Annotated in this window: 19 protein-coding genes; 14 read left to right on the forward strand and 5 right to left on the reverse strand. The window is 72.4% G+C overall.

Annotation, left to right across the window (positions count from 1 at the left end):
• Positions 1–27: 27 nt before the first annotated feature.
• A complete protein-coding gene (locus BUB75_RS04085) occupies positions 28–1110 on the forward strand; it encodes a magnesium and cobalt transport protein CorA (RefSeq protein ID WP_218617278.1) in 1083 nt (360 codons plus the stop codon).
• Here the strand turns inward: BUB75_RS04085 and BUB75_RS04090 are convergent.
• A complete protein-coding gene (locus tag BUB75_RS04090) occupies positions 1107–2186 on the reverse strand; it encodes an ABC transporter permease (protein ID WP_218617279.1) in 1080 nt (359 codons plus the stop codon). The two genes, BUB75_RS04085 and BUB75_RS04090, sit on opposite strands and share 4 nt — an antisense overlap.
• Positions 2187–2311: 125 nt before the next feature.
• Between BUB75_RS04090 and BUB75_RS04095 the strand changes: the two genes are divergently transcribed.
• The 7 genes from BUB75_RS04095 to BUB75_RS04125 all read left to right on the forward strand — a co-directional run bounded on the left by BUB75_RS04095 (position 2312) and on the right by BUB75_RS04125 (position 10941).
• Positions 2312–5107 (forward strand): helix-turn-helix transcriptional regulator, encoded by a 2796-nt coding sequence (locus tag BUB75_RS04095; protein ID WP_073251485.1) that lies wholly within the window; start codon positions 2312–2314, stop codon positions 5105–5107.
• A 187-nt stretch (positions 5108–5294) separates the two neighbouring features.
• Positions 5295–6101, forward strand: a complete 807-nt coding sequence (locus BUB75_RS04100) for an SDR family NAD(P)-dependent oxidoreductase (RefSeq protein WP_073251487.1) — start codon at positions 5295–5297, stop codon at positions 6099–6101.
• Positions 6098–6883: an ABC transporter ATP-binding protein gene (locus BUB75_RS04105; RefSeq protein WP_073251489.1), complete on the forward strand. Its 786-nt coding sequence runs from the start codon at positions 6098–6100 to the stop codon at positions 6881–6883. Before BUB75_RS04100 ends, BUB75_RS04105 begins: the two co-directional genes overlap by 4 nt.
• Complete coding sequence (locus BUB75_RS04110) at positions 6883–7599, forward strand: ABC transporter ATP-binding protein (protein ID WP_073251491.1); 717 nt, start codon at positions 6883–6885, stop codon at positions 7597–7599. Before BUB75_RS04105 ends, BUB75_RS04110 begins: the two co-directional genes overlap by 1 nt.
• Before the next feature lie 4 nt (positions 7600–7603).
• Positions 7604–8482: a branched-chain amino acid ABC transporter permease gene (locus BUB75_RS04115; RefSeq protein WP_073251493.1), complete on the forward strand. Its 879-nt coding sequence runs from the start codon at positions 7604–7606 to the stop codon at positions 8480–8482.
• Positions 8479–9642: a branched-chain amino acid ABC transporter permease gene (locus tag BUB75_RS04120; RefSeq protein WP_218617280.1), complete on the forward strand. Its 1164-nt coding sequence runs from the start codon at positions 8479–8481 to the stop codon at positions 9640–9642. The genes BUB75_RS04115 and BUB75_RS04120 overlap by 4 nt, the downstream gene beginning before the upstream one ends.
• A gap of 21 nt (positions 9643–9663) precedes the next feature.
• Complete coding sequence (locus tag BUB75_RS04125) at positions 9664–10941, forward strand: ABC transporter substrate-binding protein (protein WP_073251497.1); 1278 nt, start codon at positions 9664–9666, stop codon at positions 10939–10941.
• Positions 10942–11044: 103 nt separating this feature from the next.
• Here BUB75_RS04125 and BUB75_RS04130 read toward each other — a convergent pair whose 3' ends face one another.
• Positions 11045–11434, reverse strand: a complete 390-nt coding sequence (locus tag BUB75_RS04130; RefSeq protein WP_073251499.1) for a winged helix-turn-helix transcriptional regulator — start codon at positions 11432–11434, stop codon at positions 11045–11047.
• A 100-nt stretch (positions 11435–11534) separates the two neighbouring features.
• Here BUB75_RS04130 and BUB75_RS04135 point away from each other — a divergent pair, with 100 nt between their 5' ends.
• Entirely contained in the window at positions 11535–12380 is an 846-nt protein-coding gene (locus BUB75_RS04135) for an SDR family oxidoreductase (protein ID WP_073251501.1), read from the forward strand.
• Positions 12381–12430: 50 nt separating this feature from the next.
• On the opposite strand, the gene BUB75_RS46955 is transcribed toward BUB75_RS04135, so the two are convergent.
• On the reverse strand, positions 12431–12601 hold the full coding sequence (locus BUB75_RS46955) for a hypothetical protein (protein ID WP_218617281.1): 171 nt from the start codon (positions 12599–12601) through the stop codon (positions 12431–12433).
• A gap of 106 nt (positions 12602–12707) precedes the next feature.
• Here BUB75_RS46955 and BUB75_RS46960 point away from each other — a divergent pair, with 106 nt between their 5' ends.
• On the forward strand, positions 12708–12941 hold the full coding sequence (locus BUB75_RS46960) for a peptidase associated/transthyretin-like domain-containing protein (protein ID WP_073251503.1): 234 nt from the start codon (positions 12708–12710) through the stop codon (positions 12939–12941).
• Positions 12942–12953: 12 nt separating this feature from the next.
• On the opposite strand, the gene BUB75_RS04145 is transcribed toward BUB75_RS46960, so the two are convergent.
• Positions 12954–13739, reverse strand: a complete 786-nt coding sequence (locus tag BUB75_RS04145; protein WP_073251506.1) for a tyrosine-protein phosphatase — start codon at positions 13737–13739, stop codon at positions 12954–12956.
• A gap of 251 nt (positions 13740–13990) precedes the next feature.
• On the opposite strand from BUB75_RS04145, the gene BUB75_RS04150 reads away from it, so the two are divergent.
• From BUB75_RS04150 to BUB75_RS04160, 3 genes are all read left to right on the forward strand, one after another.
• Complete coding sequence (locus BUB75_RS04150; RefSeq protein WP_073251508.1) at positions 13991–14230, forward strand: hypothetical protein; 240 nt, start codon at positions 13991–13993, stop codon at positions 14228–14230.
• 19 nt (positions 14231–14249) lie between these two features.
• On the forward strand, positions 14250–14432 hold the full coding sequence (locus BUB75_RS04155) for a hypothetical protein (RefSeq protein WP_073251511.1): 183 nt from the start codon (positions 14250–14252) through the stop codon (positions 14430–14432).
• 151 nt (positions 14433–14583) lie between these two features.
• The gene (locus BUB75_RS04160; protein WP_073251514.1) at positions 14584–16380 is read left to right on the forward strand and encodes an endonuclease/exonuclease/phosphatase family protein; all 1797 of its coding nucleotides are present in this window, start codon (positions 14584–14586) and stop codon (positions 16378–16380) included.
• On the opposite strand, the gene BUB75_RS04165 is transcribed toward BUB75_RS04160, so the two are convergent.
• Positions 16377–17423 carry a saccharopine dehydrogenase NADP-binding domain-containing protein gene (locus BUB75_RS04165; protein ID WP_073251516.1) on the reverse strand — a complete coding sequence of 349 codons (1047 nt, stop codon included), beginning with the start codon at positions 17421–17423 and terminating at the stop codon, positions 16377–16379. The genes BUB75_RS04160 and BUB75_RS04165 overlap by 4 nt on opposite strands.
• A gap of 184 nt (positions 17424–17607) precedes the next feature.
• Between BUB75_RS04165 and BUB75_RS04170 the strand changes: the two genes are divergently transcribed.
• Positions 17608–19911: a putative bifunctional diguanylate cyclase/phosphodiesterase gene (locus BUB75_RS04170; RefSeq protein ID WP_073251518.1), complete on the forward strand. Its 2304-nt coding sequence runs from the start codon at positions 17608–17610 to the stop codon at positions 19909–19911.

Consider the following 19911-nt stretch of genomic DNA (forward strand, 5'->3'; position numbering starts at 1 on the left):
AATTCCCGACGGCTCTAGGCTGTGCGGGTGCGTGCGTCTGCGTTCCGTCGGCTAGCGCGGTTGCTGGATTCCGACCCGGCACCGGTCAGTCCGCCGTCCCCGCCACCGGATCGGCCTGCCGAGCACGCGGTCGTCGACTGCGGCCGGTACGTCGACGGCGTCCGGCGGTCGGGCCGGATCCCGCTCGCCGACGCGCCACGGGTGCTCCGCGAGCGCCATGGCTTCGTCTGGATCGGACTGAAGGAGCCGACTCGCGAGCAGTTCGCCGAGGTCGCCGAGCGGTTCGCGCTACCGCCGCTGGCGGTGGCCGACGCCGTTCGCGCGCACCAGCGTCCGAAGCTGGAACGGTACGGGGACATCCTGTTCGCGATCGTCAAACCCGTGCGGTACGTCGACGCCGACGAGGTGGTGGACGTCGCCGAGCTCGCGCTGTTCGTCGGCCCCCGGTTCGTGGTGATCGTCCGGCACGGCGAGACCGACGTCCCGGCCCGGGTGCGGGCGATCGCCGACAGCGACCCGGCGCTGAGCCGCAAGGGTCCGCTCGGGGTCCTGCATCAGGTGATGGACCTCGCGGTCGACGGTTACGCCGACGCGATCGGCGGCATCGACGCGGACATCGAGGAAATCGAGTCGCAGGTGTTCGGCGGCGACGAGAACGATCACGCGGAGCGGATCTACAAGCTCAAGCGCGAGGTGCTGGAGTTCCGCCGCGCGGTGAAACCGCTGGTCGGCGCCGTGCAGAAGCTGTCCGATTCGACCGATCCGCACGCGCTGGGCCCGCACTTCCGGGACGTGCACGACCACCTGATGCGGGTGGCGGACTCGATCGAGAACTACGACAACCTGCTCACCGACGTTCTCCAGGCCGACCTGGCGCAGGTCAGCGTCCGGCAGAACCGCACCGCGATGCGGCAGAACGAGGACATGCGGAAGATCTCGTCGTGGGCCGCGATCGCGCTGGTGCCGACCGCGATCGCCGGCCTCTACGGGATGAACTTCGAGCGCATCCCGGGCGCAGGCGTCCCGTACGGCTTCTGGGGTGTCTGCGTCGTCATCCTGGCGCTGTGCGGAATGCTGTGGGTGCTGTTCCGGAGGAACAAGTGGCTCTAAGGCGTCGTGCCGGGCATCGGTAGCTCCGCCGTGCGGTTCGCGCGGTTCGGCAGGATGTTCGTGACCAGCACCGCGAGCGCACCCAGCCCGGCGTAGAGCCCGAGGATGAGCAGCGGGCCACCCAGCGGCGCGTCCGGGAAGTACAGGCTGTCGCGGACGTACTGGGTGCCGGCGCCGGTCGGGAGGGCCTGCCCCAGGATCCGGCCCCAGGTCGGGAGGAACTCCGGCGGGATGCTGGCGCCGGAGATCACGGTGCCGATCGTGAAGTAGAGGAACCCGGCGGCCGCACCCGCCGGACCGATCAGCGCGACCAACCCCGCGGTGGAGCCGGTGATCGCCAGCGAGACCAGGCTGAACCCCCAGAACAGCGTCGCGGAATCGGCGTCGGCGCCGACGCCGAACCAGCTCATCGACCAGAGCACGATCGCCGCCGACGCGAGCGCGTAGACGACCAGCGTGGTGAGGTGCCCGACGCCGCGCCGCCATGATCGGCGCGCGCGGGGGATGAGCCTGCCCAGCCCGAGCGACGCCACGGTGCCGCCCAGCGCGAGGGCCTGGACGAGCATGCCCAGCGAACCGCCGTTCCGGTCGTCGGCGGGGAGCGGGACGACGTCGGTGATCGTGCCGGGGTTGGTGAGCGTCTCGACGGTGGCGAGCGGGACCGTGTCGCCGGCCGCGGCGAGCTTCGCGACGGCCGCGGCGGTCTGCTTCTGCAGGACGGCCGTGTACGTGGTCTTGAGCGTGGTGGCGGCGGAGGGCCCTGCTGCGGTGGCGAGATAGAGGTGCGGTGTCGCGCCGCTCAGGTCCAGGCCGCCGTAGACGTCCCGCCGCTCGGTCGCGGTGATCAGGTCCGCGGCCGCGTCGTACCGTGTCACCCGGTAGCTGCCGCCCCCGTTGAGTTCCTGCTGCAGTTCGGCGGCCTGCGCGTCGGTGGCGATCAGCCCGACCGGCAGGTGGTGGGGCTTCGGAGCGTGGGCCATGCCCAGGTAGTAGCTGGTGAGGACCAGTTGGACGACGACGCCGACCAGCGCGACCGCCGCCGCGATCCGGCGGAATTGCCGCGCCGAGGTGATCATTTGTCCACCGTCAGGCTGCATTCCACGCTCCTGCCCGTTATATGGCGTATTGCTCGCACTGTAATCGGACCGAGTTGTGGCGAAGTCGGGGACGAGGGCTTTACCGCGAGGTAACAATCCCTCTTATGTTTCCGGTCGCCGCGGTTGCGCAGACTCGTGCCCTCCCGGGGCGGGCGTCCGAACTGCGTCGGCTCGAGACGCTGATCGACCGCCTCCGGCGCGGTGAGGGCGGCGGGTCGCTGCTCGTCCACGGCGCGCCGGGCACCGGCAAGACCGCGCTCCTGCAGCACGCGGCAGCCCTGGCGACCGCGGACCTCACCGTGCTCGGGACCACCGGGGTCGAAGCCGAGTCCGGCATGCCGTTCGCCGCGCTCCAGCAGGTGCTGATGCCGCTCGCCGCCGACCTCGACGAGCTCCCGGAACCGCAGTCCGCGCTGCTGCGCCGGGTGCTGGAGACCGGGGTCGACGACGCCCGCACCCGGTTCGCGCTCTGCGTCGCGGTGCTGAACCTGTTCGTGCTGGCGGGCAAGCGCCGCGCGGTCGTGTGCTGCGTGGACGACGTCGACGTGGTGGACCCGGCGTCCCGGGACGTGCTCGCGTTCGTGGCGCGCCGGGTGGCGACCGAGAACGTCGTGCTGCTCGCGGCGGCCACCGATCGGGTCCCGGTCGACACACTGCTGCCCGGCGTCGAACGCCTGCCGCTCGCCGGGTTGGACGTGGCGGCGGGGCAGGAGCTGCTGGCCCGGTTCGCGCCGTCCGGGCTGACGCCGGAGGTCGCGATCGAGCTGGTGCAGCTCTGCGCGGGCGCTCCGCTCGCGCTGCGCGAGGTGGCCGGAGCGCTCTCGGTCGAGCAGGCGCGCGGCCGGGCGTCGCTGCCGGTCGAGTTCCCGCGGGGCAGCCGCAGCCGCCGGGTCTACGACGCGCGGGTGGGCGCTCTGCCCGCCGAGACCCGTGAGCTGCTGCTGGTCCTCGCCGCCGACCCCGACGGCCTCGACCTCGACGTCCTCGCGCTGGTGGCGGACGGTGCGGGCCTCGGCGCGCTGGAGCCGGCCGAGGCGGCGGGGCTGATCCACGTCGTCGACGGCCGGATGCGCTTCCGCACGCCACTGGTCGGGGGCGGGGTCTACCGCAGCGTCCCGCCGGACGCGCGGCGCGCGGTGCACCGCCGGATCGCCGAAGCGCTGGACACCGGCGAACCCGAGTTCCGCCTCCGCCGGCTCTGGCACGTGGCCGCGGCCGCCGACGCGCCCCCCGAGTTGCTCGCCGTCGAGCTGGCCGAGGCCGCCGCGGACGTCCGTGAGCGCGGCGACCACGCCGGCGCGTCGCTGGCGGCGGAGCGGGCCGCCGACCTCAGCACGCACGCCGGTGCCCGCGCGGACCACCTGCTCGCGGCGGCCAGGGACGCCTGGCTGGCCGGGCGCCCGCACCGGGCAGGCGTCCTGCTGACCCGGCTCCGCCCGGCACCCGCCGCGGCAGGCGGATCAGCCACCGGGGGGATGAGGGACGCGCTGCGCGGTGAGATCGAACTGCGCGCCGGGTCACCGGCCGCCGCCCACGAGACGCTGATCGCGGCCGCCACCCGGCTCGCCGCCCGCGACCGCACCGCCGCCGTAGTGGCGCTCCTGCACGCCGGGGAGGCCAGCTTCCTCACCGGTGACCTGCGCCGCTACGTGGACATCTCGCTGCGCGCGCTGGCGCTCCGGGAGGGCGGTGAGCCCCCGGACCGCGAGCTGATGTTCGAGTACGCGGCCGGGATGATGGCGCTGTTCCGCGGACGGCACCACGAGGCCGTGCGGCGGCTGCGTGGCGTCCTCGAACTGGTGCCGCGCACCGACGACCCGACCGCGATGACCTGGGCGACGCTCGCCGCGCTGATGCTCGGCGAGGAGGCCCGCGCGTACAGCCTGACCGAACGCGCCGGCGCCGCCGCCCGGGCCCGCGGCGAGGTCGCACTGGTGCCCCGCGCGTTGGAGCTGGCCACGTTCGCCCAGCTCTGGCTCGGCCGGTACCACGGCGCGCTGGCGTCGGCGCAGGAAGGCTTGCGGCTGGCGCAGGACGCCGGGCTGGAGAACTCGGTCGCGTTCCACCGGTCGATGCTGGCGCTGTTCTCGATGTTCCAGGGCGACGACGACACCGGGCTGCTGCACGCGAACGCCGCGGCGGCGACCGCGTCCGAGCGTGGGCTGGCGATGCCGCACTCGCTGGCGTCCTGGGCGCTGGCCCACCGCGACCTGGCCGGTGGACGGGCCGCGGACGCCGCCGGCCGGCTGCGCGCGCTCGCCACCGCGGGCGGCGGGCCGGGGTACGTGACCGGGCGGGTGCTCACCGCGCCGCACTTCGTCGAGGCCGCGGTGCGCTGCGGCGACCGAGTGGGCGCCGTCGAAGCCACGGACCTGTTCGGCCGGTGGGCGACGAACACCGGCAGCGCTGCCGCCCGCGCGCTGCTGGCCCGCTGCCAGGCGCTGGTGGCCGCCGACCCGGCGGACGCCGAGGACGCGTACCGGGAAGCGCTCCGGCTGCACCTGCTCGCCGACTCCGAGTTCGAACGCGCCCGCACCGAGCTGCTCTACGGCCGCGAGCTCCGACGCCGCCGCGGCCCGTCGGCGGCGCGCACGCACTTGCGTAACGCTTACGACACGTTCGACCGGCTCGGTGCCGCCTCCTGGGCCGAGCAGTCCCGCAGCGAACTGCGGGCGACCGGCGAGTCCGTCCGCCCGACCGCTCCGGCGCTGGAGAGCCGTCTCACCGCCCAGCAGCTCACGATCGCCCGGATCGTCGCCCAGGGCGCCACGAACCGCGAGGTGGCGTCCCAGCTGTACCTGAGCCCGCGGACCGTGGACCACCACATGCGGAACATCTTCGTGAAACTCGGTGTGCGCTCCCGGGTGGAGCTCGTGCGCCTGCTCTCCGCCGAGGTCTGACCGGCACCCGGCAGCACCTCCGCGGGCAAGAACGCGCGAATCGGTCAATACCTACACCGGCAATATCGCCGATGCGGCCAGATGCGCTGGTCACCGAGTATTTCGTTCGTCGCTGTGGACGTTGACCGCCGGTGGGCGGTCCCCGCTGCGTCAGCTCTTTTCGACGCCGAGGGGGAGGGCCGCCGCGATGAAGCCCGTGGGTCGCACCGCCGCCCTGGTCAACGGAGCCGGTTCGACGGTGGGGCGCGCGATCACCGGCCTGCTGCTCGCCGAGGGGTACCGGGTGTGCGCGACCGACGCCGACGCGATCGCGCTCCGCACCACGCTGCGCACCGCGGACCGGCGGCGGGTCGCCGCCCTGGTCGGCGAGCCCGACGACGTCGACCACCAGGACGACGCGATCGAGCGGACGCTGAGCGCGTTCGGCCGGATCGACGTCCTGGTCACGGTCGTCGACGCCGCGACCGTCCGGACGCTCGTCGAGCGTCCCGAGACCGCCGACCACCCCACCGGCTGGATCCGCAAGGTCGACCTGGCGTGGACCGGCGACCACGGCGGTACCGCGGTCACGCTGTTCCAACCGCTGCTCACCCGCGACGGCACCTGGCCCGCTTCGGTCGCCGTCCGGCTGAGCCGCTACACCGCCCGGCTGCAGGACGAGTTCGGCCCGAGCACCCGGCTGATCTCGGTGCTCCCGCCCCCGGCGCTGCTCGGCGAAGCCCCGGTGGCCGCCACCGCCCGGCCGGCCCCGCGCCGCAGCGCGGTGATGCCGCTCCGCTCGGCGGCGACCGTGCCCGAACTCGTCGGTTACCTGCTGTCGCGGCGCGGCCAGGGTCTGGCCGGCCGCACCGTCCTCGCGAACCGCGCCGGGGTGCCCTGGTCGGTGGTCGACGCGCCGCTCCCGGCGCCGTCCACCGGCAGCCTCGCGCGGACCCCCTGGTTCGAACCCGACCTCGCCCCGGCGGTCGGCTGGCATGTGAAAGGAGCACAGTGACTGACGCGAACGGATTGACCGTGGACGGCGTCGGCGTCCGCTTCGGCGGGCTCGTCGCGCTGGACGACGTCTCGGTCGAAGTACCGCCTGGGACGGTGGTCGGGGTCATCGGCCCCAACGGCGCGGGCAAGACGACGCTGTTCAACGTCGTCTGCGGGTTCGTGCGGCCGACCACCGGCTCGATGCGGTGGGACGGACGTCCGTTCGCGCCCCGCCCGGACCGGCTCGCCGCGGCCGGCATCGCCCGCACGCTGCAGGGGCTCGGACTGTTCGCCGGCCTGACCGTGCTGGAGAACGTGATGGTCGGCGCCCACCGCCGGTCCCGGGCCGGCTTCACGTCCGCGCTGTTCGGCCTGCCGCCCAGCGACCGCGACGAGCGTCGGCTGCGCGAGGCCGCGCTGGCCACCCTGGACAGTCTGGAGATCGCCGCTCTGGCCGGTGCCCACCCCGGCGCACTGCCGTACGCGGTGCAGAAGAAGGTCGCGCTGGCCAGGGCGCTGGTGTCGCAGCCGCGACTGCTGCTGCTCGACGAACCGGCCGGTGGTCTCGGCGCCGAGGAGGTCGAGGAGCTCGCCGACCTGATCCGGACGCTGCCGAAACGGTCCGAGCAGCCGTGTGCGGTGATGCTCGTCGAGCACCACATGGACCTGGTGATGTCGGTGTGCGACCGGATCTTCGTCCTCGACTTCGGGAAGCGGATCGCGGTGGGCAGCCCGGCCGAGGTGCAGGACGACCCGGCGGTGACCGAGGCCTACCTCGGTGCCGAGGCGGTGGCCTCCTGATGCCCGCTCTGCTCGAGGTCGAGGGCTTGACCTGCGGCTACGGTCCGGTCGGCGTCTTGAAGGACGTGACGCTGACGGTCGAGCGCGGATCGATCGTCGCGGTGCTCGGCGCCAACGGCGCGGGCAAGACCACGCTGCTCCGCACGCTGTCCGGCCTGCTCCGGCCGACCGAGGGCCGGGTCGTGTTCGACGGCACCGACCTGCGGAGCGTCCCGGTGGAGCAGGTGGTGCGGCGCGGGCTCGCACACGTGCCCGAGGGCCGCGGTGTCGTCGCCGAGCTGACCGTTGACGAGAACCTCCGGCTCGGTGGCCTGTGGCGTCGCGATCAAGCCGACGCGCGCAAGGCGCTGACCGAGGTCTACGAGCTGTTCGAACCGCTGGCCCGGCGGAAACGCAGCGTGGGCCACCAGCTCTCGGGCGGCGAGCGGCAGATGCTCGCGCTCGGCCGGGCACTGGTCGCCCGGCCGAACCTGCTGCTGCTCGACGAGCCCTCGCTGGGCCTGGCGCCGCGGGTGACCGCCCAGATCATGGCGCTGCTCGCACAGCTCCGCGAGCGGACCGGGCTGACCGTCCTGCTGGTCGAGCAGAACGTCCGCAGCGCGCTCTCGGTCGCCGACCACGGCGTCGTCCTCTCGGTGGGACAGGTCGTGATGTCCGCACCGGCGGCCCGGCTCCGGGACGACGACGACCTCCGCCACGCCTACCTGGGGTTTTGAGCAAATGGATCGTTTTGTATTCCTCACCTTGGACGGCTTGTCCAAGGGCGCTGTCTACGCGGCGTTCGCGCTCGCGCTGGTACTGATCTGGCGGGGCACCCGGGTGGTCAACTTCGCCCAGGGCGCGATGGCGGTCGCGACCGTCTACGTCGCCTACTCGGTGTCGGACGCGACCGGCTCGTACTGGCTGGGCTTCGCCGCCGCGATCGTCAGCGCCGCCCTGCTCGGTGCGGTGATCGAGATCGTGGTGGCCCGGCGGGTACACGACGCTCCGCCGCTCAACGCGATCGTCGTCGCGATCGGCCTGGTGCTGCTGCTGCAGGCGGTGCTGGGCATGATCTACACGAACGAGTACCTCGCGTTCCCGGCTCCGTTCAGCGAGACCGCGATCACCGCGGGCGGTCTCACGCTGCTCTCGGCGTACGACCTGTTCGTCTTCGCGGTCGTCACCGGGCTGCTCGTGCTCCTGACCGTCCTGTTCACGCGGACGCCGCTGGGGCTGCGGATGCGTGCGTCGGCGTTCGCGCCCGAGGTCTCCCGCCTGCTCGGCGTCGACGTCGCTCTGATGCGGACGCTCGGCTGGGTGCTGGCGGCGGTGGTCGGCTCGCTCGCCGGGCTGCTCGTCATCCCCACCGAGCTCGGCCTGCACCCGACCGCGATGGACGACATCTTCGTGGCGGCGTTCACCGCGGCGGTCGTCGGTGGGCTGGACAGCCCGGCGGGCGCGGTGATCGGCGGGTTGATCGTCGGTGTGCTGCTCTCCTACGTCGGCGGTTACATCCGCAGCGACGCGACGCCGCTGGCCGTGCTCGCGCTGCTGGTCGTCGTCCTGCTGGTTCGTCCCGGCGGTCTGTTCGCCGTTCCCCAAGCGAGGCGCGTGTGAGCACTTCCCCGAAGACCACGGAAGGAACTTCCCCGGAGAGCACGGAAGGAACTTCGCCGGAGAGCACCGAAGCGTCCCGGCCGGCGGCCTCGACCATGCCGGGGCTGGTGCGCCGGGCGGGTGGGGCCGGCGCTCCGCCTGTCCGGCGCGGCAACACGCTCCTGCGGCACCTGGCGATCGCGATCGTGATCGGCGTCGTCGTGGTGATCGGCACGTACCAGATCGAGCCGTTCCGCAACTACCAGCTCGCCACGATCGGCGTGTACCTCTGCGTCCTGCCCGGTCTGATCCTGCTCACCGGGTTCAACGGACAGATCTCGCTCGGCCACGGCGCGCTGATGGCGGCCGGGGCGTACACGGTCGCGCTGGTGCAGGACGCGCTCGGCGGTGAGGCGCAGTGGCACCTGCTGGTCTCGGTGCTGAGCGGCGTGGTCACCGCGACCGTGCTCGGCGCGATCATCGGCGTCGCCGCCGCCCGGCTGCACGGGCCCTACCTGGCCGGTGCGACGCTCGCGGTCGCGGCCGCCGTACCGGCGGTCACCACGACGTTCGACGGGCTCTTCGGCGGTGACGCCGGTCTGTCGTTCGCGATGGCTCCGGCGCCGGAGTCGCTCGGCGTGTACTTCCCGTTCGAGCGCTGGCAGGCCTGGCTGACGCTGCTCGGCGCCGCGATCACCCTGCTGCTGCTCGCCAACCTGGTGCGCAGCCGGTTCGGCCGGACGCTCCGCGCGGTCCGCGACGACGAGGTGGCGGCATCGCTCGCCGGGATCCACGTCGCCCGCGTACAGGTGCTGGCGTTCGTGGTCAGCGCCGCCGGCGCGGGGCTCGGCGGCGCGCTGTTCGCCGTGCTCGCACAGAGCGTCTCACCGGGTGCGTACGGGCTGACGCTCTCGCTCAACCTGATGCTCGCGATTGTCCTCGGTGGCCTCGGCGGGTTGCGCGGAGCGCTCTGGGGCGCGATCGCCCTGGTCGCCCTGCAACCGCTCGCGGACGCGGCGACCCGCGGTTTCTCGTTCTCGCCCGAGGTGCAGCAGCGCCTCGACGGGACGTTGCCGCTCGCCGTGTTCGGCCTCGCGCTGATCGTCGTGATGACCACCGCTCCGGGCGGAGTCGACGGGCTAGTCAGCCGAGCCACCCGCCGTCTTCGCCGCTCTCGTTAACCCCCACACAGAAGGGTCGTCATGATCCGTTCCCTACGGCGCGGCATCGCCGTTGCCGCCGCGCTAGCACTCGCCGCCTCCGTTGCCGCCTGCACCGAGGACTCGCCGTCGTCGAACGGGGCGTCGGTGCCCGGCGTCACCGACACCACGATCCTGGTCGGCACCCACCAGCCGCTGACCGGGCGGGCCGCCGCCGGCTACTCGAAGATCGCGTCCGCGACCAAGGCCTACTTCGAGTACGTCAACGCGAACGGCGGCGTCCACGGGCGCAAGATCGAGTACAAGATCGTCGACGACGCGTACAACCCGGCCAAGACCCAGGAGGTCGTCCGGCAGCTGGTGCTGCAGGACAAGGTGTTCGCGGTCCTCAACGGCCTGGGCACCCCGACACACGGCGGCGTCCTGGACTTCCTGAAGACCAACAAGGTGCCGGACCTGTTCGTCTCGTCCGGCAGTGCGCTGTTCAACCAGCCGGAGAAGTACCCGAGCACGTTCGGGTTCAACGTCGACTACGTGACCGAGGCCAAGGTCCTCGCGAACTACGTCAAGAAGAACTTCCCCGGCAAGAAGGTCTGCTTCTTCGGGCAGAACGACGACTTCGGCCAGGACGCGCTCAAGGGTGTCGAGACCGTGCTCGGCTCGGTCACCGCGAAGCAGAACTACGTGCCGACGAACACCAACGTCGCACCGCAGGTCGGCGCGCTGAAGGCGGCCGGCTGCGAGGTGAACATGCTCGCGACGATCACGCCGTTCACCGCGCTGACGATCGGCACCGCGGCGAAGCTCGGCTACCGGGCACAGTGGGTCGGCAGCAGTGTCGGCGGTGACTACGTGGGTCTCTCGACGCTGCTCGGCAAGGTCGCGCCGGTGCTGCTCGAGGGTTACGTGACGTCCGGCTACCTGCCCAGCCCGCTGGACGCCACGAACCCGTGGACGAAGCTGTTCAAGGACGTCAACGCCAAGTACAACGGCAACACGACGTTCGAGGTCAACACGCTGTTCGGGATGGCCGTCGGTTACACGTTCGTGCAGGCGCTGCAGGCGGCGGGCAAGGACCTGACCCGCGAGGGCCTGATCGAGGCGGTCGAGAAGGGTGGCTTCGAGGGGCCGTCGCTGGTGCCGATGCGGTACTCGAAGGACGACCACTCCGGGTTCAGCGGTACCCAGATCTCGGTGATCAAGGGTGGCAAGCAGGCGCTCGTCGACACGCCCTACGTCACCGACACGGGTGACGGACCGGTCGAGCCCTACACCGAGGGTGCGTCCGCTCCGCCGGCGAACGGAATCCCGACGGCCTGACGTCGGGCCGCCTGAACCACCGGCCGCGCTAGGGGATCGGCTGCCCCTAGCGCGGTCGGTCTGCGTCTGCCACCGGGCAGGGTGTCTAGGGGATCGGCTGCCCCTAGCGCGGCCGGTCTGCGTCGTAGGCCGCCTGGGCCTCGACCACCTGGGGCACCCGGGACTCCAGTAGTTCCACCAGCGCGAACAGCTGGTCGGCGATCTCGGCGCCCAGCGGCGTCAGCGTGTACTCGACCCGGGCCGGGATCGTGGCCAGCACCTCGCGGTGCACCATCCCGTCGCGCTCGAGCGTCTGCAGCGTCTGAGCGAGCATCTTCTCGCTCACCCCGTCGACCCGGCGACGCAGCGCGTTGAACCGGTACGCCCCTTCCCGCAACGCGACCAGCGCGAGTACCCCCCACTTGCCGGTGATGCTCTCCAGCGTCCGCCGCGAGGTGCACCCGCGCGCGAACACGTCGGCGACCAGCGTCTCCAGGTCCGGCTCGGCACTCACAGATCCAGCGTACCTCGGTGACTGTACTCACTCGCAGTTTGCACTTTCAAAAAGTTAGTACAAACTCGGAGGCGACCACTCGTCCGACCGAGGAGTACCCGTGATCACCGTTACCGGCGCCACCGGCCAGTTCGGCCGCCTCGTCATCGCCGACCTGCTCGCCCGGGGAGTCCCGGCCGGCGACATCACCGCCGCCGTGCGGAGCCCCGAGAAGGCCGCCGGCCTCGGCGTCCGCGTCGTCGAGGCCGACTACGACCGGCCGGAGACGCTGGTGCCTGCTTTCGCAGGCACCGACCGATTGCTGTTCATCTCCGGCAGCGAGGTCGGTCGACGCATCCGTCAGCACCAGAACGTGGTGGACGCCGCCCGCGAGGCCGGCGTCGGGCTGATCGTCTACACCAGCGCACCGAAGGCCACCACGAGCAGCTTGCAGCTGGCGGCCGAGCACAAGGCCACCGAGGAGGCGATCGCCGCGTCCGGCCTGCCGTCGGTGATCCTGCGCAACGGTTGGTACTTCGAGAACTACACCGGGACGCTCGCCCAGACGCTCGAGCGCGGCGTGATCGTCGGCAGCGCGGGCGACGGCCGCGTCTCCGCCGCGAGCCGCGCCGACCTGGCCGCGGCCGCGGCGGCCGTGCTCGTCGACCCGGTACCGGGCAGCGTCTACGAGCTCGGCGGCGACGAGGCGTTCACGCTGTCCGAACTGGCCGCCGAGGTCAGCGCGCAGAGCGGCACCCCGGTGAGCTACCGCGACCTGCCGGTGGACGAGTACACGCAGGTGCTGGTCGGCGCCGGTCTGCCGCAGCCGGTCGCCGCGGTGTTCGCCGACTCCGACCGTGGGCTGTCCGTCGGTGACCTGTTCATCGACAGCGGTGACCTCCGCCGCCTGATCGGTCGTCCGCCGACGTCGCTGGCCGACGCGGTGGCCGACGCGCTGAAGCCATGAGTGTGCTTTTGGGGGTTCCGCGATAGAAGTGGAGCATCGGCAGGGGGACGTCAGCCGCCGTCGGGCGCTCGCGCTCGGGGGCTGGGTGCTGCGGCGGTCGGCCTCGCCGGATGCGGTGACGACGAGGACTCGACCAGCAGCTCGGCCACCGCGGCGGCCACCACGTCGGCGGCCGCGACCAGCACGTCCACCGGGGTCTGCGCGCTGCAGCCGGAGGTCACCCAGGGTCCGTACTACCTTGGACGGCAGCCAGAAGCGCGCCGACATCACCGAGGGCAAGTCCGGGCTCCCGCTGAGCCTGACGCTCAGCGGCGTCGACGTGAAGGATTGACCTACCTGCGCGGCTATCAGGTCACCGACGCGTCGGGCAAGGTCACGTTCACGACGATCGTCCCCGGCTGGTACAGCCCGCGGGTGGCGCACATCCACCTGAAGGTGCACCAGGGCGGGAGCGCGGGCAAGACGGCGGACGGCTACGACGGCACGATCGGCATCGACCCGAGCGCGACCTCGTCGACCGGCGCGGGTGCGCCGCCGTCGGGAGCGCCGAGCCCGCCCTGAGGTTCGTTCGCCTCACGCCGTGAGGAAGCTGTTCCGGAACCGGGTGAGGTCGGCGTCCGCGAAGCCATGGGCGAGCAACCACCCGGCGCCACCACCGAACACCGTCGTCAGCTGGTCGAGGAACGCGGCCATCGTCTCGGGACGCGCCCGCCGCGCCTCGTCCGGCAGCGTGTTCGCCTGGGACGGGATCTCGGCCCCCGCCGCCCGCATGCGCCGGATGACTCGTTCGATCACCCCGTCCATGTTCGCGTCGGTCAGCGCGTAGTCCGCGACGATCTCGTCCCGGCGGACGCCGGCCGCGTCGAGCAGGATCGCGACCAGCGTGCCGGTGCGATCCTTGCCCGCCGCGCAGTGCACGAGGGCCGGCTGCCGCTCCGGGTCGGTGAGCAGGCGGGCGGCGGCGACCACTCGTTCCGCGCCCGACCCCAGGTAACCCAGGTAGTGGCCGGTGAGGTTGCCGCGGAGGATCTCCGGGACGACCTGACCGACTCCCGGATCGCTGCTCATCGAATGGTTCGCCCAGCCCGCGACCGCCTCGCGCAGCGCGCTCCGGCCGTCCCGCGTGACCTCCTCGAGCGAGCGCAGGTCGACCACCTGCCGCAGGCCGCGCTCGGTGACCAGCGTCCGGACGTCGGCCGCGGTCAGTTCGCTCGGGGCGTCCGCCCGGTAGAGCAGGCCGAACCGGGTCTGCCTGCCGTCGGTGGTGGTGAGCCCGCCGAGGTCGCGGACGTTGCTCGCGCCCTCCAGCCGCACGACTCGTTCGGTACGGGTATCGGGCTCCAGCCGGCCCTCGGTCATCGGCGATCCTCTCGTCGGCCCTCCCCACCGTACGAACTCGGCCGGGTTGGGGGTAGGCACGGTGGTGCCATTGGTCCGTTCAGAGCATCGTTGGTCACTCTCCGGACCACACGCCGCTCACGTCGGGCGACCGCGGCGGTACCTCCGGGCAGAGTGATCCGACTTTCCGGGTCGATCGACCGAGTTGCCAGTCGCTACCGGGCAGGGTCGTCGTTAGGCCGGTAGTAGGGCCGAACTCGAGGGGGTACGCGATGGACGACGAGAGCCGCGAGACCACGGTGGTGGTGGAGTTCGTCAGGGCGCCGTCGGGTTTGGACGGTCCGGCTAGGGTGACGCGCCGGCACGGAATCCTCGGCCGGACGCAGATCGTCGACGCCGCGGAGCTGGACGCCGTGGGGCTGGACGCCGTCGTCGGCCCACCCGGGGGAGATCTGAAGTGGCTGGTGAAGCTGGTACCCGCGCTGCTCGTGGCCATGGCGCCGCGACACTGAGCGGGCGGCCGACGGCGTGATGACCAGTCCGGTGGGGCCCGGCTGGGACGACGATCTCGACGCGGACCTGACCCCCGAGCAGCGCGCGGCCGAGCGCGCCGCCGCGCGGGAGACGCTGCGGCGCCTCCACGTCCCGTTCGGCGGGGTGTGCGAGTGGTGCCGGCAGCCGTACCCCTGTCCGGACTCGATGCCGGAGGCCTGAACCGGTCACGGTTCGCTAACGGCTGCACTGGTGTGCAGGTGGTGACCGGATGGGACGCATGTTCCCCGACGTGTCATCTCGGGTTCGCCTACCGCGGTACCTCCGATATGGCCTAATAATCCCCGATGACGTCCGATGATCGGGGAACCTCATGGTGCGACGGGTAACCGTGGCAGCGACCGGCCTCCTGCTGGTCGGCGGTGTGTTGGCCAGTACTCCCGCGCAAGCCGCCACCGCGGCACGCATCCACGACGTGCAGGGCGCCGCCCACGTCTCGCCGCTGCGCGGCCAGGTGGTGAGCGTTCCCGGGATCGTGACCGCACGAGCGTCCAACGGGTTCTACCTGCAGGACCCGCAACCGGACCGGGACCCGCGCACCTCCGAGGCGATCCTCGTTTTCACCGGGTCGGCCCCGTCCGTCGCGGTCGGCGACGCGGTGACCGTCGAGGGCACGGTCACCGAGTTCCGGCCGGGCGGCGCCGACGGCACCGCGAACCTGACCGCGACCCAGCTCACGACGCCGACCGTGACCGTCACCTCGTCCGGCAACGCGCTGCCCGCCACCACGGTGCTCGGTGCCGGTGGCCGCCGTCCGCCGACGAGCGTGGTCGAGAACGACGCGAACGGCGACGTCGAGGCGGGCGGCGCGTTCGACCCGGCCTCCGACGGCCTGGACTTCTACGAGTCGCTCGAGGCGATGCGCGTCCAGGTGAACAGCGCGGTGGCGGCCGGGCCGACGAATTCGTTCAACGAGCTTCCGGTGCTCGGCGACCGCGGACGCTCTGCCGGCCCGCGCAGCGTCCGCGGTGGCGTCGTGCTGCGGCCCGGTGACGCCAACCCGGAGCGGATCATCCTCGACGACGGCCTCGGCTTCGCACCGCCCAAGGTGGACGTGGGTGCCACCGCGACCGGGCCGGCCGTCGGCGTCGTCAGCTACAGCTTCGGGAACGTGAAGGTCATCCTGACCGCTGCCACGGCGTTTTCGGGGACGCCTGCGCCGGAGACCACGCGCGCCGACGCCGGGAACGAGCTCTCGGTGGCCACGTTCAACGTGGAAAACCTGGACCCGAGCGACCCGCCGGCGAAGTTCGCGCGGCTGGCGTCGATCATCGTGCGCAACCTCCGCGCGCCGGACGTCGTCGCCCTGGAAGAGGTGCAGGACAACAACGGCGCGACGAACGACGGGACCGTCGCCGCCGACCGCACGTACGCCACGCTGATCGCGGCGATCACCGCCGCAGGCGGCCCGGTGTACGCCTACCGGCAGATCGACCCGGTGAACAACGCGGACGGCGGCGAGCCGGGCGGCAACATCCGGGTCGGTTTCCTCTACGCGGCCGACCGCGGCGTGTCGTTCGCGAGCGCACCGGCCGGGGACGCCACCACTCCGGTCGCCGTGACCACCCGCGGGGGCAAGCCGCACCTCTCGGTCAACCCGGGCCGGATCGCACCGGCCGAGGCCGCCTGGGCGGACAGCCGGAAGCCGCTGGTCGGCGAGTTCACCTACCGCGGCCGGTCGGTGTTCGTGGTGGCCAACCACTTCGTCTCGAAGAGCGGTGACCAGCCGCTGTTCGGCCGGTTCCAGCCACCGGCCCAGCCGTCGGCGGCGAAGCGAGTGCAGCAGGCGACGCTGGTGAACGCGTTCGTGCGGCAGCTGCTCGCCGTCGATCGGCAGGCGCTCGTGGCGGTCGTCGGGGACCTCAACGACTTCGAGTTCTCCGAGACCGTGAAGACCGTGGCCGGGACCCAGCTGATCGATCTGCCCGCGACGCTGCCGGTGCCGGAGCGCTACACGTACGTCTTCGACGGCAACTCGCAGGTGCTCGACCACATCCTGATCAGCCGGTCGGTGCGGTCGTACTCGTACGACATCGTCCACGTCAACGCCGAGTACACCGACCAGGCCAGCGATCACGACCCGCAGCTGGTCCGGCTCCGGCTGCCCTAGGTCGTCAGCACGAACGCACCGAGCTCCTCCAGACGACGGAGGAACGGCTCGGCCCCGAATGCCTCGGCGGGACTGCGGACGCCGGGCTTGGGGCCGGGCCGTACGCCGGTGCCGCGCCCGTCCAGCGCGAGGTCGAGCGCGGCCTCCACCGACGCGACCGCACCGGCCCACCAGATGTCGTGGCCGGTAAGGTGCGCCGAGCGGTGGCCACCGCCGCCGGTGCGGACGTCGACAGCGACCGTGAACGCGGTCTGCGCGCGCTCAGTGGCGTCGACGTGCTCGCTGGTGAAGACCTGGGGCTCGGCGAACGTGCTGGCGGTGAGCAGGACCTCGACGTCGCGCGTCGGGACGTGCCGGGGGATCGTGACCGCGTCGCCGGTCGGGAACGGGCCGATCATCTCGCGGTCGCCCAGCGGGGCGGGGAACCGGAACGTGGTCGGGTAACTCGGTAGTGGCCCGACCCGCTGCGCGCCGTCGGTGAACGTGATCCGCTCAACCTCGTTGAGCAGCTGCTCGGCGGTGGCGCGGGCGCCGGTCGTCATGCGCCAGCCGCTCACCGCGTACCCGACCGTCACCGTCTCGACCGCGGGCAGGCCGTCGGTGGCGGCCGCGGCCAGGAAGTCGCCGAAGCCGCCGTAGAAGCTCAGCCCCGGGCACACCAGGACACCCGCGCGTTCCGCGGGCGCGGCGAACGTGTCGAACAGATTCTTGACGTGGTGCGCCTCCACCGCGTGGTCGACGTAGTGGGTGCCCGCGTCGATCGCCGCGGCCACCACCGGCGCACCGGTGCACGAGTACGGCCCGGCGCAGTGGATCAGGGCCGGTGCCCCGGCGGCGAACGTGCGTAAGGCGTCCGGATCGTCGAGGGAAGCGGGCCGCACCGTCACCCGGTCGCCCTCCCCGAGATCGGCGGCGAGTGCGATCAGCCCGGTCGCGTCGCGGCCCCCGAGGACGACCGGGTGGCCACGAGCCAGGATCTCGGTGGCGACGAGCCGGCCGGTGTGGCCGGTGGCGCCGTAGACGGCGATCGGTGCTGCGGACATTGGGCACTCCTAGCCGCTTCGAACGTGTGTTCGGATTAACGCTACGCCGATCCAGCGACTTCGAGAAGTCACTGTTTACCTCACGGGACGCGCGCCGTGGTCGATCAGCTCAGATCCGCGGCGATCCGGACGAAGCCTGAGGGGAGGGGGCCACCCCGGTTCCCGAGGCGGACGGAGAGCAGACGTGGCCGATCGCGCCGCCGTCTCGGCGGTTGCCCGGGTCGTTCTGCTGGGCTGCGGCCTGCTCGCACTGGCCCTCGGGGTGCACGTCTGCTGGGTCTGGTCGGGCCACGGCGCGACGTCCCCGCTGCGGCTCTGGTCACCCTGGGCGTTGATCGAGATCTCGATTCTCGTCGGCACCGCCATGGTCGTGCTGCGCTGCGTCCTGGTGCCTGCCCAGCGGGTGGCGTGGGTGCTGGTCGCCGTCGCCTCCGCCGCCTACGGCGTCGGCTACGTGGTCTGGGACCGCCTGATCGCCGCGGGCAACCCGCTCCCGAGTTTCTCGCTCGCCGACGCGTTCTGGCTGCCCGGACTGCCGCTGGTGGCGGTCGCGGTGTGGCTGCTCTCCCGGCCGCTGGTCGGCGGCGTCGGCGTCGTCGGGATCTGGGACGCGGTCGTCGCCGGGACGCTGGGCGCGGCGGTGATGGCGCTGATGCTCGGCCGCGAGGTGCTCACCTGGGCCGACGGGAGCCCGCTCGACGCGGTGGTCACGCTCGGCTATCCGGCGCTGACGATCGTGGTGGTCGGGATGCTCGGTTCGGTGCTCGCGCTCGCCCACTGGCGCCTCGATCCGGCCTGGCTCCTGCTCAGCACCAGCGTGCTCCTGATGGCGATCGCCAACGCGCTGGTCAGCCGTCTGCTCGCGACCGGCTCGGAGGGCGTCGAGCTGGTGGACCAGGTGTACGGCTTCGCCGCTGTGGCGCTGGCCGCCGCGGCGTGGCAGCGGCCCCGGCGGATGTCCGCCCGCTCGCTCGACCGGTGGACGATCCTCGCGCCGCTGCTCTGTGCCGGGGTCGCGGTGCTGATCCTGGTGGTCGTGACGGCGACCGCGCAGCCGGCGGTGGCCGCCGTGTTCGCCGCGATCTCGGTGCTCGCCGCGCTGGCTCGCATCGGGTTCGGCGTCCGGCAGTTGCTGGACGCGGGCGAGCAGCACCGCCTGGCGATCACCGACGAACTGACCGGGCTCTACAACCGACGCGGGTTCCTGCGCGGCGTCGAGGAGGCACTGGCGTCGGACAACCGCCGGACCCGGGCGCTCCTGCTGCTCGACCTCGATCGCTTCAAGGAGGTCAACGACGGGCTCGGGCACCAGATCGGAGACCAGCTGCTCGCCGTGCTCGCACCGCGGCTCGCCGGGGCGCTGAACTCGGACGATCTGCTCGCGCGCCTGGGCGGCGACGAGTTCGCGGTGCTCACCAGCGCGCCGACGGCCGTCGACGCGGACCGGGCCGTGCAAGGGCTGGCCGAGCGATTGCTGGCCGCCGTGCGGATGCCGCTCCCGATCGGCGGGATCGCGGTGCCGATGGACGTCAGCATCGGGGTCGCGGTGGAGGGGGATGCGCCGCCCACCGGCACCGTCGGCGAGCGGACCCTCGAGCTGCTCCGGTGCGCGGACACCGCGATGTACCGGGCGAAGGGTGAGCGGCTCGGGTGGGTCCGGTACGACTCGATCGGGCCGGACCTGCAGCGCGACTCGCTGCAGCGAGCCGCCGAACTGCGAAGCCTGCTGATCGGGGCTGGCACGGGGGCGTACGGGCAGCTGGAGATGCACTACCAGGCGCTGGTGGCGACCGCGGCGACCGCGCCGGCCCGGGTGGAGGCGCTCGTGCGGTGGCGCCATCCGGTGCACGGGATGATCGCGCCGGACCACTTCCTCGGGCTCGCCGAGCGGACCGGGTTGACGCCGTACCTCACCCGGCGGGTGCTGGGCATGGCGCTGGACCAGGTCGCGCGGTGGCGGCAGGGCGGCGCGGACGTCGAGGTCTCGGTCAACCTCTCGGCCTCCGACCTGTGTCACCCGGCGATGGTCGACGAGGTCCTGGAGGGCCTCGCCGTGCGTGGTCTGCCGTCGTCCGCGCTGACCGTCGAGATCACCGAGCAGGTCGCGATCGGTGACCTGGACACCGGCCGCGACTTCCTGGCGCTGCTGCGGAGCGCCGGGGTCGGCGTCGCGATCGACGACTTCGGCACCGGGTACTCGGCCCTCTCGTACCTGCAGCGGCTGCCGGCGACCGAGCTGAAGCTCGACCGGTCGCTGACCGCGAAGCTGGTCGACGACCCGGCCGCCGCCGCGATCGTCCGGGCGTGCATCGACCTGGCGCACACGCTCGGGCTGGAGGTCGTCGCCGAGGGCGTCGAGACCCCGGAGCAGGCCCGGCAGCTGGTGTCGGCCGGGGCCGACCGGCTGCAGGGGTGGCTCTTCGGCAAGCCGCAGCCCGGCGGTGCGGAGCCGCCGGTCGTGCTTCCGCTGGCAGCCGCGCAGCTCTGA

This window comes from Cryptosporangium aurantiacum (assembly GCF_900143005.1).
Lineage (GTDB): Bacteria > Actinomycetota > Actinomycetes > Mycobacteriales > Cryptosporangiaceae > Cryptosporangium > Cryptosporangium aurantiacum.

Bases quoted from the DNA above. Each gene is read 5' to 3' on its own strand.
- BUB75_RS04090 (WP_218617279.1), bottom strand. From the start codon at position 2,186: ATGATCACCTCGGCGCGGCAATTCCGCCGGATCGCGGCGGCGGTCGCG.
- BUB75_RS04095 (WP_073251485.1), top strand. From the start codon at position 2,312: ATGTTTCCGGTCGCCGCGGTTGCGCAGACTCGTGCCCTCCCGGGGCGG.
- BUB75_RS04100 (WP_073251487.1), top strand. From the start codon at position 5,295: ATGAAGCCCGTGGGTCGCACCGCCGCCCTGGTCAACGGAGCCGGTTCG.
- BUB75_RS04110 (WP_073251491.1), top strand. From the start codon at position 6,883: ATGCCCGCTCTGCTCGAGGTCGAGGGCTTGACCTGCGGCTACGGTCCG.
- BUB75_RS04115 (WP_073251493.1), top strand. From the start codon at position 7,604: ATGGATCGTTTTGTATTCCTCACCTTGGACGGCTTGTCCAAGGGCGCT.
- BUB75_RS04125 (WP_073251497.1), top strand. From the start codon at position 9,664: ATGATCCGTTCCCTACGGCGCGGCATCGCCGTTGCCGCCGCGCTAGCA.
- BUB75_RS04145 (WP_073251506.1), bottom strand. From the start codon at position 13,739: ATGACCGAGGGCCGGCTGGAGCCCGATACCCGTACCGAACGAGTCGTG.
- BUB75_RS04150 (WP_073251508.1), top strand. From the start codon at position 13,991: ATGGACGACGAGAGCCGCGAGACCACGGTGGTGGTGGAGTTCGTCAGG.
- BUB75_RS04155 (WP_073251511.1), top strand. From the start codon at position 14,250: ATGACCAGTCCGGTGGGGCCCGGCTGGGACGACGATCTCGACGCGGAC.
- BUB75_RS04160 (WP_073251514.1), top strand. From the start codon at position 14,584: ATGGTGCGACGGGTAACCGTGGCAGCGACCGGCCTCCTGCTGGTCGGC.
- BUB75_RS04165 (WP_073251516.1), bottom strand. From the start codon at position 17,423: ATGTCCGCAGCACCGATCGCCGTCTACGGCGCCACCGGCCACACCGGC.